The organism is Pantoea wallisii (assembly GCF_002095485.1).
Lineage (GTDB): Bacteria > Pseudomonadota > Gammaproteobacteria > Enterobacterales > Enterobacteriaceae > Pantoea > Pantoea wallisii.
Map to the genome: position 1 here is coordinate 60,978 of NZ_MLFS01000011.1, position 21,963 is coordinate 82,940.

A 21,963-nucleotide genomic window follows, 5' to 3' on the forward strand; every position below is an offset into this window, starting at 1 on the left:
CGAGCAGGTTGCCTGGCATAAAGGGGAGGATGAAAACCGCGGGTGTCCGACAATGTGTATTGCTGAAGAGTGAACAACATATCCAACGATCTGAAACATCGCACCTGCCTGCTGGATCGCGCTCGCAATTTCAGGCTGGCAGGCTGGTAAAGCCTTCGCTTCCTGACTACACCTTAAACGTCCTTGTAATCACTTTGCTTTCCGCGAGTTAGCGGACCTTCGCCTTGTGCTGCTGCAAACCAAAGCGCAAGCCATCTTTTGCTGCCAGAGATTCACGCTGGCAATTTGGGGATTAGAGAATGAACCAGCCAAACAGGGCGCTGACTGCCGTTGCGCTTGTTTCCTTAACCAGCTTCTGCCTGCCGATAACCGCCCGGGCCTGGGATAGCCTGACCGTATTTGGTGATAGCCTGAGCGATGGCGGCAACGTTGGTCGTTACACCTGGGATGGCGCGCAGCATCCGCTCTATGATGAGATCCTTGCCGCCCATCTTGGGCAAAATCTGCAGGCTTCGTCACAGGGCGGCAGCAACTATGCGCAGGGCGGCGGCGTTACGCTGCCGCAGATCGATCCCGATCTGAATACGCAGGATCAGCTGGCCGCCTGGCTACAGTCGAACGGCGGGCGTGCTGACAGCAATGGCCTGTACATCCACTGGGTCGGGGCAAACGATATTGCCGCCGCCGTCACCAACCCGCTTACCGCGCGTGAAAGTATCCGCACCAGCGCCACGGCGGCGGTTTCGCAGGTAAAAACCCTGCTTGACGCCGGTGCGGGCACGGTGATCGTGCCAAACGTGCCACAGTTGGGTTCGACACCTTTTATGGTGCAGGCGGTACTGAGCGTGCTCGGCCCAGCCGCGCAATCCGCACTGGTGGCGGCCTTCGCCTCACTGGACACGACCGCTACGCCTGATTTGGCCACGCGACAGCAGGCGGTGCAGCAGGCATTTGACCAGGCGGCCGGGCAAATTTCGTCGATACCTGCAGTTCGTGAGGCGCTGGCGCAGCAGCTGTTTAGTGCGTGGCAGGTGCTGAGCGAGCAGGTGACCGCACTGTCTGAGGGCTATAACCAGCAGGAGGAAGCCGGGCTGGTGGCGCTGAACGGAAATATCGTACGGGCAGATATCGCCGGTCTGTTTAACGAAGTTATCGCCGATCCGCAGCGCTACGGTTTAAGCAATACCATCGGTATGGCCTGCCCGGTGGGAACATCCGCAGCAGAATGTACCTCCTCTATGCCCGGTTTCACGACCGCGCAGGCGTATCTGTTTGCCGATCGGCTGCACCCCAGCCCGGCAGTACATGCAATGATCGCGGACTACATTCAGTCGATCCTGGATGCGCCGGCACAGGTGGGCGCGCTGGCGCGTGCGCCGCTGATGTTATCGCGGGGGATGCAAACGACGCTGGAGGGCCATCTGCAACAGCAGCGCCAGCAACCTGGCCGCGCCGGTCAGGTCAGCGTATTTGGCGGCTATGCCGGACAGCATGTTGATTATCAGGGGGATAGCTTATACAACGGTGATGCCACCAGCGCCAATCTTACGCTCGGTGTCGGTTATCAGCTGACGGATAACTGGCAGGCAGGCGTGCTGTTTGCGAACAGCGATCAGCGGCAAACTCCCTCGTCCCGTTACGATTACAAACTGCGCGGCAATCTGCTGGCGCTCTATAGCCAGCTGACCCTGGGGGATCAGGGCTGGATCAACACCGATCTGCACTATGCCGATCTCGATTTCGATAGTATTGAGCGCAAAATCACCATCGGGCCGGCTACGCGGGTTGAGCAGGGCAGCACCAGCGGCAAGTTACTGGGATTAAAGGTACAAACCGGCTGGGATATCCCGCTGGGCACCCATCTTTCAACCGGCCCGGTTGCCAGCTATGCGCTGGATTATGTGCGGGTAGGGGGCTATAGCGAAAACGGTGACAGCAGCACCAGCATGCGCTTCTCCGATCAAACCCTGCATTCACAAATTGGCGTGCTTGGCTGGCGTATTGATACCAAACAGTGGCCGGTGAATCCCTGGGCGCAGGTCAGCTATAACCATCAGTTTGGTGATAGTGACAATTCGCTGCGTGGCGGACTCAAATCAACGCAAACCTCTTTTGCACGTACGGTTACGGCGGGAGATAAAAACTGGCTGGATATGTCGGTGGGCGCGAGCGTTCCGCTGGGGCAAACCGTCAACGCTTTTGCCGGCGTATCAGCCGTGGGCGGTAACAGCGAATATCACCAGGTCTCATGGAACGTTGGCATCAACGCTCTCTTTTAAGCGTACCTGTACCCGTCTGTTCCGTACCGGGCAGACGGGTCTGTCATCCTTACTGCTCCTCTGCACGACATATTCACATTGATAAGCAATCAACGCGCCTTAAATCAAACTCACTCCACGCTTCGTGCCGGGGCAATATATAAATTTGCTGCGAAAATTCTGTAAATCAGAGTCAGTACCGCTTCGCTTTATTTTCGGAATCATAATCTTGCTGAGAAGAAAATAAGGTCACGCTTAATAAGGGTGTTATTTAGCGCGGCACGAAGAGATGCATTAATTTTCAATGACTTATACTGAAAGCGCTTCGCAGTATTTCTTCCTTCACTATGGGGTACACCATGACAAATACGTCAGTTAATACCGGCATTACACCTACAGAAAATAGCGTGGTAATTCAGTTACGTACCATAGACGATCTGCGCAAACACGAGCCGACCTCCATTGGTGAGTTAGCCACTGTGCTGGAGTACAGTAAAAATACCCGCATGGGCGGCGGAGTATTTGTGTATGACGGCACGGACACCACTACACCTGAAGATGGTGGACTGACGTTTGTTACGCCAGGGAAGAGGCGCTGGAAGCGGGTGGTACTGGATTACAGCTCGGTGACGGTGGTGGATTTTGGTGCCGTTGCCGATGGAGAAACGGATTGTATTGATGCGGTCATCCGCATGTATAAATGGTCCCAGCGCGTTTTACCTTCTGCGGGTATCCGCTTTCCAGCCGGCGAGTTCAGCTTATCGGGTTTTGATCAGGCGGAAGTGCGCGGCAATGATGGAGAGATTAACCGCTTTAAAATCTCCGGTGCGCCAGTCAACTTTGGCTATTTTCCTACGACGACGCTGAAATTTAACTGGGGACCCAAACCACGAAAAAGTCACTTCTTTAAGGTAAAGGCACGCTACGTAGAAATATCCGGATTTGTCGTAAAAGGGATGAGTTCAAACAGCGGCGAAGATGGCGGCACGGCATTCAACAACGTAGGTTTCTTTACCAACAGCATTATTGGCGGACAGTTTCTGCGCGTCAGCAGCATGGAGTTCCGCTATCTGGGCGGCCGCGCCCTGGAGCTGATTGATACGCTGGACTGCAAAATAGATCAGTTCTATTCGCGTGGCTGCCAGGGCAGCATTATTTATGCGCGCTGGTCCGATCGGGAGAGAGGCGCGTGGGATCACTCAACCGCCATTGAACTCTCGAATTTCAATTTACAACGCAGCACGAAAGAGCCAGTGTTTGATTTGCCGCGCTGTACGCAATCCTTTATTCGTAACGGCTGGATTGAACACTCAGAGTTTGCCGGCGATCTCACCAATGGGCAGTGGACGATTGAAGGGCTGGTGATCGAATCGACGCAGCAACCCATGAAGATGGGCTACTGTCGCGCCATGATTATCCAGAAGAGCGTACATCGCGACAGCGCCGGTTTTGATTTCAGTAAAGAGGGCATCGAACCCTGGGCGCTTCTGGCCGAAGGCGATCGTGGCGTAATGGAGATCTCCGATTTAGGCGCTGTTATCCAGGGTTCGCTCAATTACGACTTTGTGACATCGCAGCACCATATGGATAATCAGTCGTCAGCCAGTGCGAAATGGTTCTACGTTGGTGAATTTAATTTCTCTAATGCCAATTCGCAGATCCATGTGCGTATCGTTGGCTCTGCGCAATTTTCATCGCAAAGCGAAACCCAGCGGGATTACAGCGCGCGAACGCCGGAAGGGGTGGCGCACATCTATCTGCAGGCCCGTAATAATGCCAGCACGCTTGGCAGCTGGTATGGCGAAGGCTCTTGCCCGGTGGTTAAGGTGCATATTGAGGGAAAAGGGGCACACACAAAACTCTATATAAAAATTGCCGCCTATACGGGCTACTCGATTGCGCTGGTAGAGACCAATAGCAAAGACCGCTACTTATCGGGGCAGTGTTTTATTTTTCGCAAAAGTTTCACCAGCTGCTCAGAAGAGGAGGCCGCCCGTGTGGAAGCCGCGCCGGTGGTTGCCTTTGAACAACACTGGGTAGGTAATCGCGAGGTGGGATTTGGCTACAACGACAATAAGGAGCTGTTACTGCGCGGCGCTTATTTCACTAAAAAGATAAATAACGTGACGCGCAAATTTATTAAAGTGCGGGTCAACGGCAATCCACACAGTATTGAGTTGCACGATGCCGACGGGCCGACTGAATAAAAAAAATGCGCCAGTGACGGCTGTCACTGGCGCATCAGTCACTCGCCCCAGCGCTGGCGGAGATAATCAACTGCTTGCTGAGTTTGTGGCTGATTGAGGTAGTTCTCGCGAAACAGAATAGTGCCGTTTATTTGCGGCAGCGTCGCATTCAGATCGAGTTGCCGCTTCAGCTCTGGCACGCCGCCATTGACGGTCCAGTCCGGCTCATTTTTGGCCGCTTCGCCTACTTTGTACAGCGCGACGCCAATATAGAGTTGCGTGCGCGTCGGCTTCACCACATTTGCCCACCAGTTTGCCAGCACATCATAGCGGGCAGCCTGGCGGGCAAAGGGCCAGTAGAGCTGTGGCGCGATGTAATCCAGCAGGCCCATCTGCACCCAGCGGCGCGTATCGGCATAGGCTTCATCATAGGCAGCGGCGCCGCGCGTATCGGAACCCGCAGGATCGTGTGACAGGTTACGCCAGACGCCGGCCGGGCTGACGCCAAACGCGACCTCGGGCTTGAGCTGTTTGATGGTCCGGGAGACCTGCTCAATCAGCTGCTGCGTATTATGACGTCGCCAGTCGGCTTTAGTGGCAAACCCATGACCATACTGGCGGAACGTGGCGCTGTCATTAAGGCGCGAACTGGCGGTCTCCGTATAGAAGTAGTCATCAAACTGCACGCCATCCACATCATAGTGCGACACCACCTCCGCGACGATGCTGGTGATCCAGTCACGAGCCGCAGGGATGCCGGGATCAAGCACAAAGCGATCGCTGGCGGTGCGAATCCAGTCGCGATGCAGTACATAGACGCTGGCCGGATGCAGCGACAGCGTATTATTTAGCTCGGTAACGGTCGCAGGCTTGATGTTGGTTGAGACGCGATAGGGATTAAACCATGCATGCACGCGCATGCCGCGCTTGTGGGCTTCGTCCAGCATAAATCGCAGCGGATCGTAGCCGGGATACTCACCAATGCGTCCGGTCAGCGTATCGGACCACGGCAGAATTGTTGATTGCCACAGCGCAGTACCGTCCGGCTTCACCTGGAAAAACACCGTATTGATGCCAAGACGTTTTAAATTATCGAGCTTATCCGTGAGGGCGCGCTGCTGCATGCTGATACGCGTGGCCGGGCTGGCGTTGACCGAAGCGATGGGCGGCCAGTCCAGACGGGATACCGTCGTCAGCCATACGCCGCGCACCGGCTGGTCGCTGTTGACCGGTTTTGCAGCGACGGGCGGCTTCGCGACCGGCGGCAGCGGCGTGACCAGCGACCTGGGCGGTTCAGAGGCGCAGCTCACCAGCAACAAGGCGGCTGCAAGCAGCGGCGCCAGGCGTTTGCCGGTCGCAGCGGCAGAAAAGCGTTGTGAACAGGCTATGGTAAACTCCATTTTTCAATTTACTGTTCTGAGGCGTTCATTCTCTTATCATGCGAGGCAAAGTCAATCTGAAAGCACGGCATCACTGCTGCAGGACATATTGATTTTACTGTAAAATGTAACAGCGTGCGGGTTAGCTAGCCGACCATAACGCAACATCGCAACCGCTCTGAACGCTTTACCTGGGAATTTAGTCACTATGCAATATGAAGATCTCTACCGGCGCATCGCGCAAATCATCTTTAGCTGCGGGCCAGACGGTGCGCGTATGTTAATCGTGCAAGCGGAGCTGTTTGCAGATGAGGATGGCGGACAATATCAGTTTGATTATATTGATGAAAAGGGTGAGCCGGACTGGTTCGAACCGGACGCGCGCGCGATTGGCGATTTGACCGTGGCATTAAAAGCGTTTCAGCAATACTTTGTTGATAATGACATGACTCAAGGCCAGCCGGTATGGACGCACTGCACTATTACCGTTGACGTTGAGCAGGAAGCAATCAGCATTGATGTGCAGTAACGCAGGGCATCCATGCCCGAGCGATCAGGAGCGTAGCGCCACGATAGCGGCCGTTTTACGCGCCGTACGTTTGCGCTGCACCACCTGACTGGCAACCAGCACCAGCAGCGTCAGTAACCCGGTAGCAACAATCTCTGCGCGGTGCTGCGCATTGAACAGCATTGAGGTCAGCACGCCAATAATAAAGATGATTGTCGCCCAGGTCAGGCCGGGAAACAGCCACATGCGGTATGTCAGCGTTTCGCCACGCGCTTCGCGCTTCTTACGCAGCACCAGGTGCGATGCGGCAATCACCAGATAGACCAGCATGGCAATCGCGCCTGAACTGGCCAGCAGGAACGCGAATACCGCGTCGGGCGCCAGGTAGTTGGCGATAACGGCGACAAAGGCGGCGGCGGTTGAGAAGAGCACTGCTACCCACGGCGTGCCGCTGCGCGTGGTGCGTGAAACAGCTGCCGGCGCATCGTGACGGCGCGAAAGCGAGTAGATCATACGCGATGCGGTATACAGCGCGGAGTTAAGACAGCTGCACACGGCAATCAATACCACCACATCGACAATCTGACGGGCGTACGGCAGGTTCATCATCTCCATCGCCGTCTGATACGAGCCGGCGCCGCGTAACGATGGCGTGTTCCATGGCACCAGCGCGACCACCAGAAAAATCGATAACAGATAAAACAGGGCGATACGCCAGATGACGGAGTTGGTCGCCTGGGTAATCTGCTTTTTCGGTTCGCTCGACTCCGCGGCGGCAATCGTGACGATTTCAGTCCCCATAAAGGAGAACATGGTGGTGAGGATGGCAGCCAGTACGGCGCTGATACCGTTAGGCATAAAGCATGGGTATCATAAAGATGCGAAATGCCCTGTGTGCTGCTACCCGGCAAAAGGCCAAACAGCGCCAGGCTACCGACCACCAGGAAAGCCACGATCGCCACCACCTTGAGCAGGGCAAACCAGAACTCAAATTCACCGTAATTTTTCACGCTGAACAGATTACTAATGGTGAGAAATGCGGTAATCGCCAGCGTGTACTGCCAGACGGCGACGCCGGGGAACCATGAGTGCAAAATGGTGCCGGCGGCGTTAGCTTCCAGGGGGATCACCAGCACCCAGAACCACCAGTAGAGCCAGCCGATGGTAAAACCGGCCCAGCGCCCCAGGGATTTATCCGCGTAGGTTGAGAAGGAGCCGGAGTCAGGTGAGGCAACGGCCATCTCCGCCAGCATGCGCATAATCAGTACCACCAGCGTTCCCGCAGCGATATAGGCCAGCAGCACCGCCGGACCCGCTTCGGCAATGGCATGGCCGGAGCCGACAAACAGGCCTGCACCAATCACGCCCGCAATAGATAGCATACGCACATGGCGGGGCTTCAGGCCTTGTGCCAGGACATCAGCATTTTGAGCACTCATCAGTAAATCTCCCCATCGTCTCTCAGGCGGCGCCCGGCGCGGCCTGAGATCAAAGTGAAATGCCTGCCTGCGGCGTGCAGGCAGGAACAGGTTATGCGTCAGGCCTGCGGCTGGCTTAGCAGGCTGCCGAGGATGTCCAGCGCCTGACGGAACTGCGCATCAGGAATGGTGAGCGGGTAGAGGAAACGGATCACATTGCCCTGCGGACCGCAGGTGAGCAGGAGCAGCCCACGCTGCATAGCCTGCTGCTGAAGCGTTTGCGCGCTTTGTGCATCGCTGAACTCCACGGCAACCATGGAGCCGAGCGCGCGCACATCGGTAATGGCGCTGTTGTGGGCGCGGGCTTGCTGCAGAAAGGTATTCAGCTGCGCACCCAGCTGCGCTGAGCGCTCACACAGCTTCTCTTCGTCGATAACATCCAGTACTGCGTGTGCAGCGGCAATGGATAACGGATTACCGGCATAGGTGCCACCAAGGCCGCCGGGACCGGGCGCATCCATAATTTCAGCGCGGCCACTGACCGCCGACAGCGGCATCCCGCCCGCCAGGCTTTTCGCCATGGTGATCAGATCCGCTTTTACCGCGTAGTGCTCCATCGCGAACAGCTTACCGGTGCGGCCAAAACCGGTTTGGACCTCATCGGCAATCAGTAAAATGCCGTGCCGATCGGCCAGCGCGCGCAGCCGCGTGAAGAATTCCGCCGGGGCGATATGAAATCCGCCTTCGCCCTGTACCGGTTCCAGCACAATTGCCGCCACATCCTGCGGGGCGATATCCTGCGTGAAGATGTCGTCGAGGCTGGCGAGAGCGTCATCAATGCTGATACCGCTCACGCTATTTGGATAGCGGGCATGGAACACCGAGGCCGGCATGGGACCAAAGTCACGCTTATAAGGGGCCACTTTGCCGGTCATCGCCATGGTCATGAAGGTGCGTCCATGGAAAGCGTTGCCAAAGGTGATGATGCCGTGACGGCGAGTAGCTGCGCGCGCTACCTTTACGGCATTCTCCACCGCTTCCGCGCCGGTACTGAAGAAGGCGGTTTTGGCTTTGCCTGCAATTGGCACGCGCTGATTGATGCGCTCCGCCAGTGCAACGTAGCTCTCATACGGCGTCACCTGGAAGGCGGTATGGGTAAATTTTTCTAACTGATGCGCAATGGCTTGCACGATACGCGGGTGACGATGACCCGTGTTCAGCACGGCGATGCCGCCTGCAAAATCAATCCAGCTATTGCCCTCAACGTCACGCAGCGTGGCGTTCTCTGCCTGCTCAACATACCACTGACACAGGTTGCCGGTACCGCGCGGCAGGGCATCATCTTTACGTTGCTGCAGCTGACTGTTTTTACCTTCCATAACCTTTCCTTAGCGATAAGCGTCTTTACAAAACACGACAAACACGCTTATTTATGCCTGCACTGGCCGTTGTTGCCAGAGCCAATTTCATGGAAAAGGATGGAGCCAATTGCGGAGTTTATACGCCGATCATGTATTAGAACGTATGCAGTTTGTCGCTGAAGGCACCTTGCAACAGCGATTACTGCACTGTATGCAAGGTGCAATTGCTGAGGGGATTTTTCCGCGCGGCTCGCGTCTGCCAGCCACGCGAGACCTGGCACGAGAACTTGCGGTATCCCGCAATACGGTCCTTAACGTCTATGAAAACCTGATGGCGCAGGGCTATGTCAACGCACGCACCGGCAGCGGTACCTGGATTGCAGAGGCGCTGCCCGAAGGCTGTTTGCAGAGCCCGCGCACTGCCGCCACCGTTCAGCCCTCCACGAGCCCGCCGGCGGCCCTCTCAAAACGCGGCGCAAGTCTGCTTGGCCATGCCAATGCCTCACCCTACCAGTGGGGCGCGTTTGTACCGGGTGCACCTGATGTGCGCGAATTTCCCCATAAGCTGTTTAGTCAGATTCAGTCACGCCTGAACCGCGAGCCGGACATTGAGCGCCTGATCTACAGCAACAATGGCGGATGCCCGCAGCTGAGGCAGGCGCTGGCGGAGTATCTCAGCGTGGCGCGTTCAGTCCGCGCGGATGCGGAACAGATCATCATCACCGAAGGGGTGCATCAGGCGGTCGACCTGGTTACACGCGTACTGTGTGATGCTGGCGACACCGTGTGGATTGAAGAGCCAGGCTACTGGGGGACGCGCAACCTGCTACGCATCAACGGGCTAAAAATCCAGGCCAAAGCCGTGGATGAACAGGGCATTATTCCGGATTTAGCGCCGCGCAGCAGAGCGCCGAAAATGATATTTGTGACGCCGTCACATCAGTATCCACTCGGCGTTCATCTCAGCCTGGAGCGGCGTAAACAGCTTTTGGATCTGGCGCGCAAGCATAAAAGCTGGCTGGTGGAGGATGACTATGACAGTGAGTTCCGTTTTTCAGGCCAGCCCTTTCCCTCGCTACAAGGGTTTGAGCCTGACGCGCCGGTTATCTATATGGGCACCTTCAGTAAAACGCTCTACCCGGCGCTGCGGCTGGGCTATCTGGTGGTGCCGAAAGCGCTGGCGCAACCGCTGCGCATCGCGGCCGCCGAACTCTACCGCGGCGGACATCTGCTGGTTCAGCGCGCGCTGGCTGAGTTTATCCAGAAGGGCCACTATATGGCGCACATTCGCCGCATGCGTAAGCTCTATAGCCAGCGTCGGCGCTTTATGACCGGACTGATTACGCGTTATCTCGGTCCGGCTTTTATGCCAGCGGTTAATCATGAAGCTGGCCTGCATCTGGTGCTTAATCTGCCTGCCGGCAGTGACGATGTGGCGATTGCCGCCCTGGCTTTGCAACGCGGCGTTAAGGTGCGCCCGCTGTCACAGTACTATATGCATCCGCAGGCGCGGCGCGGCTTGCTGCTGGGCTACGCCTGCGTGGATGAGCGCCAGTGCCAGGATGCGTTTGGCATCCTGAAAGCCTGCCTGGCCGAATCCGGGGCACTTTAGGGCCACGGTTTTACAGCGTCTGACCGATCCCGTTCAGACGCTGCACCACCGCCGGCGACAGGGTTAACATGCGGCTGGCCAGATTCTGTTGCAGATGTGCCGGTGATGAGGTGCCGGGAATCAGCAGGATATTGGCAGAGCGCTGTAGCAACCAGGCTAACGCGACCTGTAACGTCGATGCGTTAAGCTCCTCAGCCACCTGCGTAAGCTGTGCGGATTGCAGGGGCGAGAAGCCGCCGAGCGGGAAGAACGGCACATAGGCAATGCCCTGAGCAGCCAGTTGATCAATCAGCGCATCATCCTGACGGTGGGCAAGATTGTAGTGGTTCTGCACACAGGCAATCGGCGTCATTTTTTGGGCGTCTGTTACCTGCTGCAGCGTCACGTTACTCAGTCCGATATGCCGGATCAATCCGCGCTCTTTCAGCTTGATCATCGCCTCAACCTGCGCCTCCAGCGAACCCTCCACCGGCCCGTGTACGCTCAGCATAGAGCGCAGATTAACCACCTTCATCACCTCAAGGCCAAGGTTACGCAGGTTATCTTCAACCGCTTGGGTCAACTCATCCGGAGTAAGGGCAGGCAGCCAGTTGCCTTTGTCATCACGCCGGGCCCCGACTTTGGTCACGATAACCAGATCGTCAGCGTACGGGTGCAGGGCTTTGCGGATCAGTTGATTGGTGATATGGGGCCCATAGAAATCGCTGGTGTCGATATGATTGACGCCGGACGCAACGGCATCACGCAGGACCTGGATTGCCTGCGCTTCATCTTTCGGCGGACCAAATACGCCGGGACCGGCTAACTGCATGGCACCGTAACCGAGTCGCGCAACATGGCGAGAGCCAAGCGTAAACGTCATTGCTGGATGGGACATGAGAACCTCCTTTACCATTGTGTGATTAGATTGTAATCACCCTGGCGCTGTGCAACTATCCATTGAAATCAGGACAGACTGTACGGAGTGGCGAACAATGGCGCTGGATATCTCGTTGCTACATGCGGTTGTGGCGGTGGCAAAGGCAGGCGGCTTTCGCGAAGCCGCTCGGATGACCGGCAGTAATGCTTCACGCTTGAGTGATGCGGTGCGAAGGGCTGAACAGCAACTGGGCGTACGGCTCTTTAATCGTACCACGCGCACCGTGATGCTGACTGAAGCAGGCCGCGTGTTGATGACGCGCCTGTTGCCGGCGATGAACGAGGTTGACGCGGCACTGGATGCGCTGAATACCTTCCGGGATACGCCCGGCGGTACGCTGCGATTAAATGTGCCGGTAAGCGCCGCGCGGCTGGTGTTACCGGCAATTGTGCCGGGCTTTTTGCAGCGCTATCCGGACATCCGGCTGGAGGTGGTGGCTGAGAGTAACGTGCAGGATATTTTCCGCGAGGGCTGTGATGCGGGTATCCGCTACGATGATCACCTGGAGCAGGATATGGTCGCGCTGCCGATTGGCCCGCGCGTACAGCGTTTTGCCGCCGCTGCGGCACCGGGATATCTGGCGGCGCAGGGGATTCCGCAGCATCCGCGCGAGCTAATGCAGCATCGCTGTTTGTATGGCCGTTATGCAACCGGTGTGGTGGCGGAGTGGGAGTTTACGCGCGGCGAAGAGACCGTACGGTTGCAGCCACAGGGTCCGCTGATTTGTAGTATTGGTTCGGCGATGGAGTTGACCGTTTCCGCTGCGGTTGCCGGTGCCGGCATCGTGTATCTGTTTGAGGAGTGGCTAAAACCTGCGCTGGATAACGGCAGTCTGCAGCCGGTGCTGCCCGAATGGTGGCAACATTTTTCCGGGTTATGGCTCTACTACAACGATCGTCGGTTGATCCCGGCGCCGCTGCAGGCGTTTCTGGATTATGTGCGCGAGCTGAATGCCCGCGCGAATTAATCGGATAAGAGCTATCCGTTACGGCGTTCCGTGAGGGGCGCCTGTTGGCTCGCAAAAAGTTGCTAACCCAACAGGCGGGGTGGCGACCCGCGAGGGCCGCCAGCTAATCAGGCGTTCAGCAACTGATTCGCGGTCTTCTCAACCAGCGCCAGCAGCGTTTTCACGTCATCCAGCGTCACGGTCGGGTTCAGCAACGTCAGTTTCAGGCAGGTCACACCTTCACTCTCGGTCACGCCAACGTTGGCGCGGCCAGACTCCAGCAGAGCATCACCGATACGCTGGTTGAACAGGGCAACCTGCGCGTTATCGGTCAGCTGCGCCGGGCGATAGCGGAACAGCACGCTTGCCAGCTGTGGCTGCATCACCAGCTCCAGACGCGGCTCGGCGGCAACAAACGCCGCAACGTCCTGCGCCAGGCTGACACCGTGATCGATGATCGCGGCATACTGCTTCTGACCCAGTGCTTCCAGACCCATCCACAGTTTCAGCGCATCGAAACGGCGCGTTGTCTGCAGTGATTTTGACACCAGGTTCGGTACGCCCGCCTCTTCGTCAAACTCAGAGTTGAGATAGGCCGCCTGATAACGCATCAGCTCATAGTGACGCTCATCTTTCAGCAGGAATGCGCCGCAGCTGATGGTCTGGAAGTACTGCTTGTGGAAATCCAGGGTAACGGAATCCACCAGCTCCAGGCCATCAAGATAGTGGCGATACTTCTCAGACAGCAGCAGTGCGCCGCCCCAGGCTGCGTCAACGTGGACCCAGATATTGTGTTTTGCCGCAATGCCGGCAATTTCACGCAGCGGATCGATTGCGCCTGCATCGGTGGTACCGGCAGTGGCGACGATAGCCAGAATCTGCTCGCCGTTCGCTTCTGCCTGAGCCAGTTTAGCCTGCAGATCGTTCACGTCCATACGGGCAAATTTGTCTGACTTCACCTGCACCACAGACTGATAGCCGTGGCCCAGCAGCGCCATGTTCTTCTGCACCGAGAAGTGGGCATTTTCAGAGCACAGCACTTTGATCTTGCGCAGATCGCCGGTGATACCGTGCTGCTGTACAGAGTGGCCCTGACGCGCATAGAACGCATCACGCGCCAGCATCAGACCCATCAGGTTGCTCTGCGTGCCGCCGCTGGTGAATACGCCAGCGTCCCCCGCCGGGTAGCCAACCTGCGAGCGCAGCCACTCAATCAGTTTGATCTCAATGATGGTGGCAGAAGGGCTCTGATCCCACGAATCCATACTCTGGTTCGTGGCATTGATCAGTACCTCTGCCGCCTGGCTGACCACCAGGCTCGGGCAGTGCAGATGCGCCACACACTGTGGTGATGCACGGCCAGGCTATCTTTCAGGAAATATTCAATCGCACGTTCAATCGCGGCCTGGTTACCCAGGCCGTTTGGATTGAAGTCGAGCGTAATACGCTCGCGCAGCTCGGCAACGGATTTGCCCTGATACATTTCAGGCTGTTGCAGCCACTGCACAACCGCGGCGCTGCTCTGGGCAATCGCCTGCTGGTACGCCTCAATGCTCTGTGCAGAGGCGGCCAGAATCGGGTTTACTTCAGACATTTACGCTTCCAGTCAAACAGGTTTCACGCCAGCGCCAATCAGCGCCTGCTCAAATTTATCCAGGAATACAGCCAGCTCATCGTTGGTGATCAGCAGCGACGGCAGCAGACGCAGCACTGCGCCATGACGGCCACCGCGCTCCAGGATCAGACCTGCTTCGAAGCACTTCTTCTGCAGCAGGGCAGAGAGCTCGCCGTCGGCAGGCAGGCTACCCATGTGATCCGCTGCTTCATCAGGTTTAACGATCTCAATACCGATCATCATGCCCAGACCGCGCACGTGACCGATAACCGGGAAGCGTTTAGCCATCTGGTTCAGCTGTGCTTTCAGCCATTCGCCCTGTTCAGCCACTTTGCCGGCAATATTTTGCTCGGTCAGCACTTTCAGGGTTGCCAGGCCGGTCGCCATCGCCAGCTGGTTGCCGCGGAAGGTACCGGTGTGGTGGCCAGGTGACCAGGCATCAAACTGCTTCTTAATACCCAGAACAGCCAGTGGCAGACCGCCGCCCACGGCTTTAGACATCACGATGATGTCCGGCTCAATGCCCGCGTGTTCGAAGGCGAAGAATTTACCGGTACGGGCAAAGCCCGCCTGTACTTCATCCAGAATCAGCAGAATGCCGTGCTCCTGCGTGACTTTGCGGATGCGCTGCAGCCACTCAGCCGGTGCCGGGTTTACACCGCCTTCGCCCTGAACCGCTTCGAGAATCACGGCAGCAGGTTTACGCACGCCGCTCTCAACGTCGTTGATCAGGTTGTCGAAGTAGTAAGTCAGCGCTTTAACGCCTGCTTCACCACCAATGCCCAGCGGGCAACGGTACTGATGCGGGTATGGCATGAACTGTACTTCAGGCATCATGCCATTGACGGCTTCTTTTGGTGACAGGTTGCCCGTGACAGCGAGCGCACCGTGCGTCATGCCGTGGTAACCGCCAGAGAAGCTGATCACGCCAGTACGGCCGGTGACTTTTTTCGCCAGCTTAAGCGCCGCTTCAACGGCATCAGCACCGGAAGGACCGGTGAACTGCAGGCAGTACTCTTTACCCTGGCCTGGCAGCAGCGAGAGCAGAGACTCAGAGAATTGATCTTTAAGAGGTGTTGTCAGATCAAGAGTATGTAACGGCAAGCCGCTGGTAATGACATTTTGGATGCTCTGCAGAACATCAGGATGGTTATGACCAAGTGCCAGCGTCCCTGCGCCAGCCAGACAGTCAAGATATTGCTTATTCTCAACATCCGTAATCCACACGCCGTTGGCTTTGGCAATCGCTAAAGGCAACTTACGCGGGTAACTCCTGACGTTTGATTCAAACTCAGCCTGACGGGCTAAGAATGCGTCGTTGTTTCCGTTGAATGAGTTGGCACCAAAAGTATCAATACGGACTTTATCCGTCATCATATCTCTCCTTCAACCGGGGCTCGTCATGGCTGGCCGATTGACTAATTGAACAAAAAAGTATCAGTTGCTTAAAAAAACGCGGCCAATATAGAGCCTTTTGGCTCACATCACAATGATTAATTTTGTTTAGAATTGTTTATTCTTTTTATTTATGAATCAGGGCGTTGGACAGAAACTGCCCACCCATTTTACCCGGGGCAGATGTCCGGGTTATTAAATAATTGAGTGAATAAAAAGACTTATACCCGCCAGCGAAAGCCAGGGGCCAAACGGCAGCGCCTGATAGCGGTCGCGATGCCAGCAAAATCCTGAGGTTAAAACGTATAAAATAGCGCTACCGCTGGCGATTAACAGCACAAAGGGTAAAGCCGTCCAGCCCAGCCAGGCACCCAGTGCGGCCAGTAATTTAGCATCGCCGGCACCCAGGCCCGGGTAGCCGCGCAGGCAGTGAAATCCCTTTGCCAGCAGAGTAAGGCAGCCATAGCCGGCAATCACGCCCAGAACCGCGTCGTGTAGCGAACCGTTAAGCGTGCCCGTGGCGGTAAGAAACAGGCCAAGCCATAACAGTGGCTGCGTGATGGCATCCGGTAGCAGCTGATACTCAATATCAATCAGAGAGAGCGCCAGCAGCGCCCAGCTCAGCAACAGCGCATTGACGAGTTGGTCGTAGGGCAGCGCCCATGCCAGTGCGCCGCTCAAGAGCGCAGTACCGAGCTCAATCAGCGGATAGCGCAGACTGATTCTCTCCCCACAGCGGCGGCAGGCACCGCGCAGACACACCCAGCTCACCAGCGGCACATTGTCGTACCAGCGCAGCGCAATGTGACACTGCGGACAGCAGGAAGCGGGCCACCATAGCGAGCCGGCAGAAGCCAACCCCAGGATCTGACGCGGCAGCCGATATATCACCACGTTTAAGAAACTGCCGACCGCCAGCACCAGTATGCTGCCGATCAGCCACCCTGCGATCTCCATGCTGTTCTCCTCCTGCTCTCTGCGCATCAGCACTCTACGCCGCGAAAGCCAGCTTCGCGATGCGAAACGTGAAGTTGCAGCCACTTGCAGCAATGTTTCAGAGCCAGCTTCCGTGACGACACGCTAATGCGGCCTCGTCTTTCTCTACCAATCCTCAACAACAGGGAAAAAAGCCCGTTAGTGCCAGCACCATTTAATGTTCAGTTAAGTTTCGGGCCGTATGTTGGTTCACGGCGCAATAAGACAGGGTTGTTTATGTTTTATTGCAGATTGATGACGCAAGCAATAAACAGCGCAGACGCGCCATGCGTTTAAGTTGTGTTTAAACAATAAGTTAAAATGTATTTTTTCTGCAGCCAATGCGCTGTAGCTACGTTGGCTTATTAATAAGCCATATTCAGGCATTGAATCATAAGGTGTATTTATGAGTTTTCTTCCGTTTTCACGGCCCGCTTTGGGTGAGGAAGAGCTGGCGGCCGTCAAGGCAGTATTTGATTCAGGCTGGATCACCACTGGCCCGCAAAATGCTGCGCTGGAACAGGCGTTTTGTCAGTTAACCGGCAATCAGCACGCCATCGCTGTCAGTTCTGCCACCGCAGGGATGCACGTCACGCTGATGGCGCTGAACCTTCAGCCCGGTGATGAAGTGATCACGCCCTCCATGACGTGGGTCTCCACGCTGAACATCATTACGCTATTAGGTGCCACGCCGGTGATGGTGGACGTTGACCGCGATAATCTGATGGTGACCGCGGAGCTCATTGAGGCTGCCATTACGCCGCGCACCCGCGCCATTATTCCGGTGCACTACGCCGGCGCGCCGGCAGATGTCACGGCGATTCGCACCGTTGCTGAGCGCCATGCGATTCCGATCATCGAGGATGCGGCACATGCGGCCGGCTGCTACTACCAGGGCCAGCACATCGGCCATCGGGGCACGGCTATCTTCTCGTTTCATGCGATCAAAAACGTGACCTGCGCAGAGGGCGGCCTGATTGTTACCGACGACGCCGCACTGGCGGAGCGGATGCGCAGCCTGAAGTTTCACGGGCTGGGCGTGGACGCCTACGATCGTCACACCCACGGCCGTAAGCCGCAGGCGGAGGTGATCGCGCCTGGCTTTAAATATAACCTGCCGGATATCAGCGCGGCGATTGCGCTGGTACAACTGCAAAAGCTGCCTGCCATCAATGCGCGCCGCGCCGCCATCGCTGAGCGCTATCTCCGGGCGCTGGCAGACACCCCATTTCTGCCGCTCTCCCGACCCGAGTGGGCGCATCAGCATGCCTGGCACCTGTTCATTATTCGCATTGATGAAGCCACCTGCGGTATCAGCCGTGATGCGCTGATGGAGGCACTGAAAGCGCAGGATATCGGCACCGGTCTGCATTTTCGGGCGGCACATACCCACAAATATTACCGTGAGCGCTATCCGCAGCTCTCTCTGCCGAACACCGAGTGGAACAGCGAACGTATCTGTTCCATACCGCTGTTCCCGGATATGCACGATAACGATGTCACCCGCGTCATCAATGCGCTTCGTCACATCGCAGGAGTCTGACATGCTGGATGAAAAACCGATTCGTAAAGTCTCTGTGGTGATCCCGGTCTACAACGAAGAGGAGAGCCTGCCGGAGCTGGTGCGCCGCACGGATACGGCTTGCCGCGCGCTGTCGCTGGAGTATGAGATCTTGCTGGTAGACGATGGTAGCGCCGATCGCTCCGCGCAGATGATTACCGATGCCGCAGATATGCCAGGCAGCCATGTGGTAGGTGTACTGCTCAACCGCAATTATGGCCAGCACTCGGCGATCATGGCCGGATTCAGCCACGTCACGGGTGATCTGATCATCACGCTGGATGCGGATTTGCAGAACCCGCCGGAGGAGATCCCTCATCTGGTCCAGGCGGCAAAACAGGGTTATGACGTGGTGGGCACGGTGCGCCAGAACCGTCAGGACAGCTGGTTCCGCCGTCGCGCTTCCCGCACTATCAATCATCTGATCCAGCGCGTCACCGGTAAAGCGATGGGCGATTACGGCTGCATGCTGCGCGCCTACCGGCGTCATATTGTCGAGGCGATGCTTAACTGCCATGAGCGCAGCACCTTTATTCCGATTTTGGCTAACACCTTCGCGCGCCGCACCATTGAACTGCCGGTCACGCATGCCGAGCGCGAGTTTGGTGACTCAAAGTACAGCTTCATGAAGCTGATTAACCTGATGTATGACCTGATTACCTGCCTGACCACCACGCCGCTGCGCCTGCTGAGCATCGTCGGCAGCCTGATCGCGCTGGCCGGGTTTGCGTTCTCACTGGTGCTGATAGTGCTGCGCCTGTTCCTTGGCGCCGACTGGGCAGGCGACGGTGTATTTATGCTGTTTGCCGTGCTGTTTATCTTTGTCGGTGCCCAGTTTATCGGTATGGGCCTGCTCGGAGAGTACATCGGCCGTATCTACAACGACGTACGCGCCCGTCCGCGCTACTTCATTCAACGTGTTATCTATCCGCAGCAGGATGGTTCTGTACAGGAAATTAAGCAATGAAAACTATCGTATTCGCCTATGCCGAAATGGGCTGTGCAGGCATCACTGCGCTATTAAATGCGGGCTTTGAGATCGGCGCTATCTTCACGCACGCTGATACCTCGCCGGAGAGCCATGCCTTCCCGTCGGTTGCACGCCTGGCGGCAGAACAGGGCATTCCGGTATATGCGCCAGAAGAGGTCAACCATCCGCTGTGGGTAGACCGTATTAAAGCGATGCAGCCCGATTTCATCTTCTCGTTCTACTATCGTGCCTTACTCAGCGACACCCTTCTTGATACCGCACGCAACGGCGCATTTAATCTGCATGGTTCACTGCTGCCAAAATACCGTGGGCGCGCACCGCTCAACTGGGTGCTGGTGAACGGCGAAACCGAAACCGGCGTAACGCTGCACCGTATGGTGAAACGCGCGGATGCGGGCGATATTGTGGCGCAACAGCGTGTGGCGATTGATGAACAGGACAACGCGCTGACGCTGCATCGCAAACTGGTGGCCTGCGCCAGCCAGCTGCTGGAGGGCGCTCTGCCGGCGATGAAGCGCGGTGATATCGCCGCCACGGCGCAGAACCATAGCGAAGCGACCGTGGTAGGCCGCCGTACGCCGGAGGATGGACGCATCAACTGGACGCTGCCGGCGCAGGCCGTCAACAATCTGGTGCGTGCTGTGACCGACCCCTGGCCTGGGGCGTTTGCGTTTGCCGGCACGGTGAAATTTACCGTATGGAAAGCGCGGGTGCATAACGATGTCGCCGCGGCCAAACCGGGCACGGTACTGTCAGTGGAGCCCTTTTTGATCGCCTGCGGTACGGGCGCGCTGGAAGTGGTTACCGGGCAGAGCGATAACGGCGTCTACATGAACGGCAGCCAGCTGGCGCAAAGCCTCGGCATGGTACCGGGTGCGCTGCTCTACTCACAGCCAATTGCCGCGGTCAAGCGCCGTACCCGGGTGCTGATTCTGGGCGTCAACGGCTTTATCGGTAACCACCTGACCGAGCGGCTGCTGCAGGATGATAATTTTGAGGTGTATGGTCTGGATATCGGTTCTGATGCCATCAGCCGCTTTCTCGATCAGCCTCGCTTCCACTTTGTTGAAGGCGATATCAGTATTCATTCAGAGTGGATCGAATACCACATTAAGAAGTGCGACGTCGTGCTACCGCTGGTGGCGATCGCCACGCCTATTGAGTACACGCGTAACCCGCTGCGGGTCTTCGAGCTCGATTTTGAAGAGAACCTTAAGATTATTCGTGACTGCGTGAAGTACAAAAAGCGCATCATCTTCCCGTCAACCTCAGAAGTGTACGGTATGTGCACCGACAAGCACTTTGACGAGGACCACTCGAACCTGGTGGTAGGTCCGATCAACAAACAGCGCTGGATCTACTCCGTCTCAAAACAGCTGCTGGATCGCGTGCTGTGGGCGTATGGCGAGAAAGAGGGGCTGCGCTTTACCCTGTTTCGTCCGTTTAACTGGATGGGGCCGCGTCTGGATAACCTCAATGCCGCCCGGATTGGCAGCTCACGCGCCATCACCCAGCTGATCCTCAACCTGGTTGAGGGATCGCCGATCAAGTTGATCGATGGCGGGGCGCAGAAGCGCTGTTTCACAGACATCCGTGATGGTATTGAAGCGCTGTTCCGCATTATCGAGAATAAAAACAACAACTGCGACGGGCAGATCGTCAATATCGGTAACCCGGAGAATGAAGCCAGCATTAAAGAGCTGGCGGAGCAGCTGTTGGCAAGCTTTGAGCGCCATCCGCTGCGCGATCGCTTCCCGCCGTTTGCCGGCTTCCGTGACGTCGAGAGCAGCAGCTATTACGGCAAGGGCTATCAGGACGTGGAGCACCGCAAGCCGTCGATCAAAAACGCCCGTCGTTTACTTGACTGGACGCCTGCGGTAGCAATGGATACCACCATCGATAACACGCTGGACTTTTTCCTGCGCACCGTTGAGCTGCAGGATAAGCCATGAAGCGGGTCGGTTTGCGTGTCGATGTCGATACGTGGCGGGGCACGCAGCGTGGTGTGCCGGCGCTGCTGGAGCTGTTTAGCCTGCATCAGCTGCAGGCCAGCTTCTTCTTTAGCGTCGGGCCGGACAATATGGGGCGCCATTTATGGCGCCTGCTGAAGCCGCGTTTTTTATGGAAAATGCTGCGCTCACGCGCGGTATCGCTCTACGGCTGGGATATTCTGCTGGCCGGCACCGCGTGGCCCGGGCGACAAATTGGTCGCGGATTGCCTGACATCATCCGCGCCACCGCCGATCACCATGAAGTAGGCCTGCACGCGTGGGATCACTTTGCCTGGCAGACCTGGGCCGGCGTCTGGTCACCGGCAGCGCTGCGCCAGCATATCGCCAGGGGGAAAAGCGCGCTGGAAGCGATAATCGGTGACAATGTCACTTGTTCGGCTGTGGCGGGCTGGCGCGCGGACGCGCGTACCGTAGCGGCCAAAGAGCCGTTTGGCTTCCGTTACAACAGTGATTGTCGCGGTAGCGGCCCGTTTATCCCGCTACTGCCGGATGGCACGCCGGGCACGGTACAGATTCCGGTTACTTTGCCCACCTGGGATGAGGTGGTCGGACAATCGGTGAGCGCGGCCGGCTTCAACGATTTCATCCTTGAGCAGATGCTCGCGGCGCCGGGCACACCGGTCTATACCATTCACGCGGAAGTTGAAGGCATTGTCGGACTGGCGGCGTTCAGTGAACTCCTGCAGCGTGCAGCGCACAGCGGTATCCGGTTTTGCCCGCTCAGTGAGCTGCTGCCAGATGACCTCAGCACGCTGCCGTATGGTCATGTCGTGCGCGGACACCTCGCCGGTCGTGAAGGCTGGCTGGGCTGCCAGAAATAATTTACA

At 57.0% G+C, this 21,963-nt stretch carries 14 protein-coding genes and 2 pseudogenes; 9 read left to right on the forward strand and 7 right to left on the reverse strand.

What is annotated here, in order from left to right; genetic code table 11:
• The first annotated feature begins 299 nt into the window (after positions 1-299).
• Positions 300-2,279 (forward strand): autotransporter outer membrane beta-barrel domain-containing protein, encoded by a 1,980-nt coding sequence (locus tag HA48_RS06105; protein ID WP_128600237.1) that lies wholly within the window; start codon positions 300-302, stop codon positions 2,277-2,279.
• Between the two features lie 338 nt (positions 2,280-2,617).
• Entirely contained in the window at positions 2,618-4,465 is a 1,848-nt protein-coding gene (locus HA48_RS06110; RefSeq protein ID WP_128600238.1) for a hypothetical protein, read from the forward strand.
• Positions 4,466-4,503: 38 nt separating this feature from the next.
• On the opposite strand, the gene HA48_RS06115 is transcribed toward HA48_RS06110, so the two are convergent.
• A complete protein-coding gene (locus HA48_RS06115; protein ID WP_128600239.1) occupies positions 4,504-5,844 on the reverse strand; it encodes a glycoside hydrolase family 10-like protein in 1,341 nt (446 codons plus the stop codon).
• 256 nt (positions 5,845-6,100) lie between these two features.
• Between HA48_RS06115 and HA48_RS06120 the strand changes: the two genes are divergently transcribed.
• On the forward strand, positions 6,101-6,352 hold the full coding sequence (locus HA48_RS06120) for a hypothetical protein (RefSeq protein ID WP_244182808.1): 252 nt from the start codon (positions 6,101-6,103) through the stop codon (positions 6,350-6,352).
• 24 nt (positions 6,353-6,376) lie between these two features.
• Here the strand turns inward: HA48_RS06120 and gabP are convergent.
• Both gabP and gabT read right to left on the reverse strand, forming a co-directional pair.
• Positions 6,377-7,770: pseudogene (gene gabP / locus HA48_RS06125) on the reverse strand (GABA permease).
• Positions 7,771-7,868: 98 nt separating this feature from the next.
• On the reverse strand, positions 7,869-9,128 hold the full coding sequence (gene gabT / locus HA48_RS06130; protein WP_128600241.1) for a 4-aminobutyrate--2-oxoglutarate transaminase: 1,260 nt from the start codon (positions 9,126-9,128) through the stop codon (positions 7,869-7,871).
• A gap of 109 nt (positions 9,129-9,237) precedes the next feature.
• On the opposite strand from gabT, the gene pdxR reads away from it, so the two are divergent.
• On the forward strand, positions 9,238-10,722 hold the full coding sequence (pdxR, locus tag HA48_RS06135; protein ID WP_208613108.1) for a MocR-like pyridoxine biosynthesis transcription factor PdxR: 1,485 nt from the start codon (positions 9,238-9,240) through the stop codon (positions 10,720-10,722).
• Positions 10,723-10,732: 10 nt separating this feature from the next.
• Here pdxR and HA48_RS06140 read toward each other — a convergent pair whose 3' ends face one another.
• Positions 10,733-11,599, reverse strand: coding sequence for an aldo/keto reductase family oxidoreductase (locus tag HA48_RS06140; RefSeq protein WP_128600242.1), 867 nt, complete (start codon positions 11,597-11,599; stop codon positions 10,733-10,735).
• A gap of 97 nt (positions 11,600-11,696) precedes the next feature.
• On the opposite strand from HA48_RS06140, the gene HA48_RS06145 reads away from it, so the two are divergent.
• Positions 11,697-12,608: a LysR substrate-binding domain-containing protein gene (locus tag HA48_RS06145; RefSeq protein WP_128600243.1), complete on the forward strand. Its 912-nt coding sequence runs from the start codon at positions 11,697-11,699 to the stop codon at positions 12,606-12,608.
• Between the two features lie 107 nt (positions 12,609-12,715).
• On the opposite strand, the pseudogene HA48_RS06150 reads toward HA48_RS06145, so the two are convergent.
• The 3 genes and pseudogenes from HA48_RS06150 to HA48_RS06160 form a co-directional block, all read right to left on the reverse strand.
• Positions 12,716-14,181, reverse strand: a pseudogene (locus HA48_RS06150) (pyridoxal phosphate-dependent decarboxylase family protein).
• Positions 14,182-14,193: 12 nt separating this feature from the next.
• On the reverse strand, positions 14,194-15,579 hold the full coding sequence (locus tag HA48_RS06155) for a diaminobutyrate--2-oxoglutarate transaminase (RefSeq protein ID WP_128600244.1): 1,386 nt from the start codon (positions 15,577-15,579) through the stop codon (positions 14,194-14,196).
• 213 nt (positions 15,580-15,792) lie between these two features.
• Positions 15,793-16,554: a prepilin peptidase gene (locus tag HA48_RS06160; protein WP_128600245.1), complete on the reverse strand. Its 762-nt coding sequence runs from the start codon at positions 16,552-16,554 to the stop codon at positions 15,793-15,795.
• Between the two features lie 424 nt (positions 16,555-16,978).
• Here HA48_RS06160 and arnB point away from each other — a divergent pair, with 424 nt between their 5' ends.
• Genes arnB through arnD form a run of 4 tightly spaced genes read left to right on the forward strand, consistent with a single transcriptional unit; the run spans position 16,979 to position 21,957 of the window.
• Complete coding sequence (gene arnB / locus HA48_RS06165; RefSeq protein WP_128600246.1) at positions 16,979-18,115, forward strand: UDP-4-amino-4-deoxy-L-arabinose aminotransferase; 1,137 nt, start codon at positions 16,979-16,981, stop codon at positions 18,113-18,115.
• Between the two features lies 1 nt (position 18,116).
• Positions 18,117-19,100, forward strand: coding sequence for an undecaprenyl-phosphate 4-deoxy-4-formamido-L-arabinose transferase (arnC, locus tag HA48_RS06170; protein ID WP_128600247.1), 984 nt, complete (start codon positions 18,117-18,119; stop codon positions 19,098-19,100).
• A complete protein-coding gene (arnA, locus tag HA48_RS06175; protein ID WP_128600248.1) occupies positions 19,097-21,076 on the forward strand; it encodes a bifunctional UDP-4-amino-4-deoxy-L-arabinose formyltransferase/UDP-glucuronic acid oxidase ArnA in 1,980 nt (659 codons plus the stop codon). The genes arnC and arnA overlap by 4 nt, the downstream gene beginning before the upstream one ends.
• The gene (arnD, locus tag HA48_RS06180) at positions 21,073-21,957 is read left to right on the forward strand and encodes a 4-deoxy-4-formamido-L-arabinose-phosphoundecaprenol deformylase (RefSeq protein WP_128600249.1); all 885 of its coding nucleotides are present in this window, start codon (positions 21,073-21,075) and stop codon (positions 21,955-21,957) included. Before arnA ends, arnD begins: the two co-directional genes overlap by 4 nt.
• Positions 21,958-21,963: the final 6 nt, after the last annotated feature.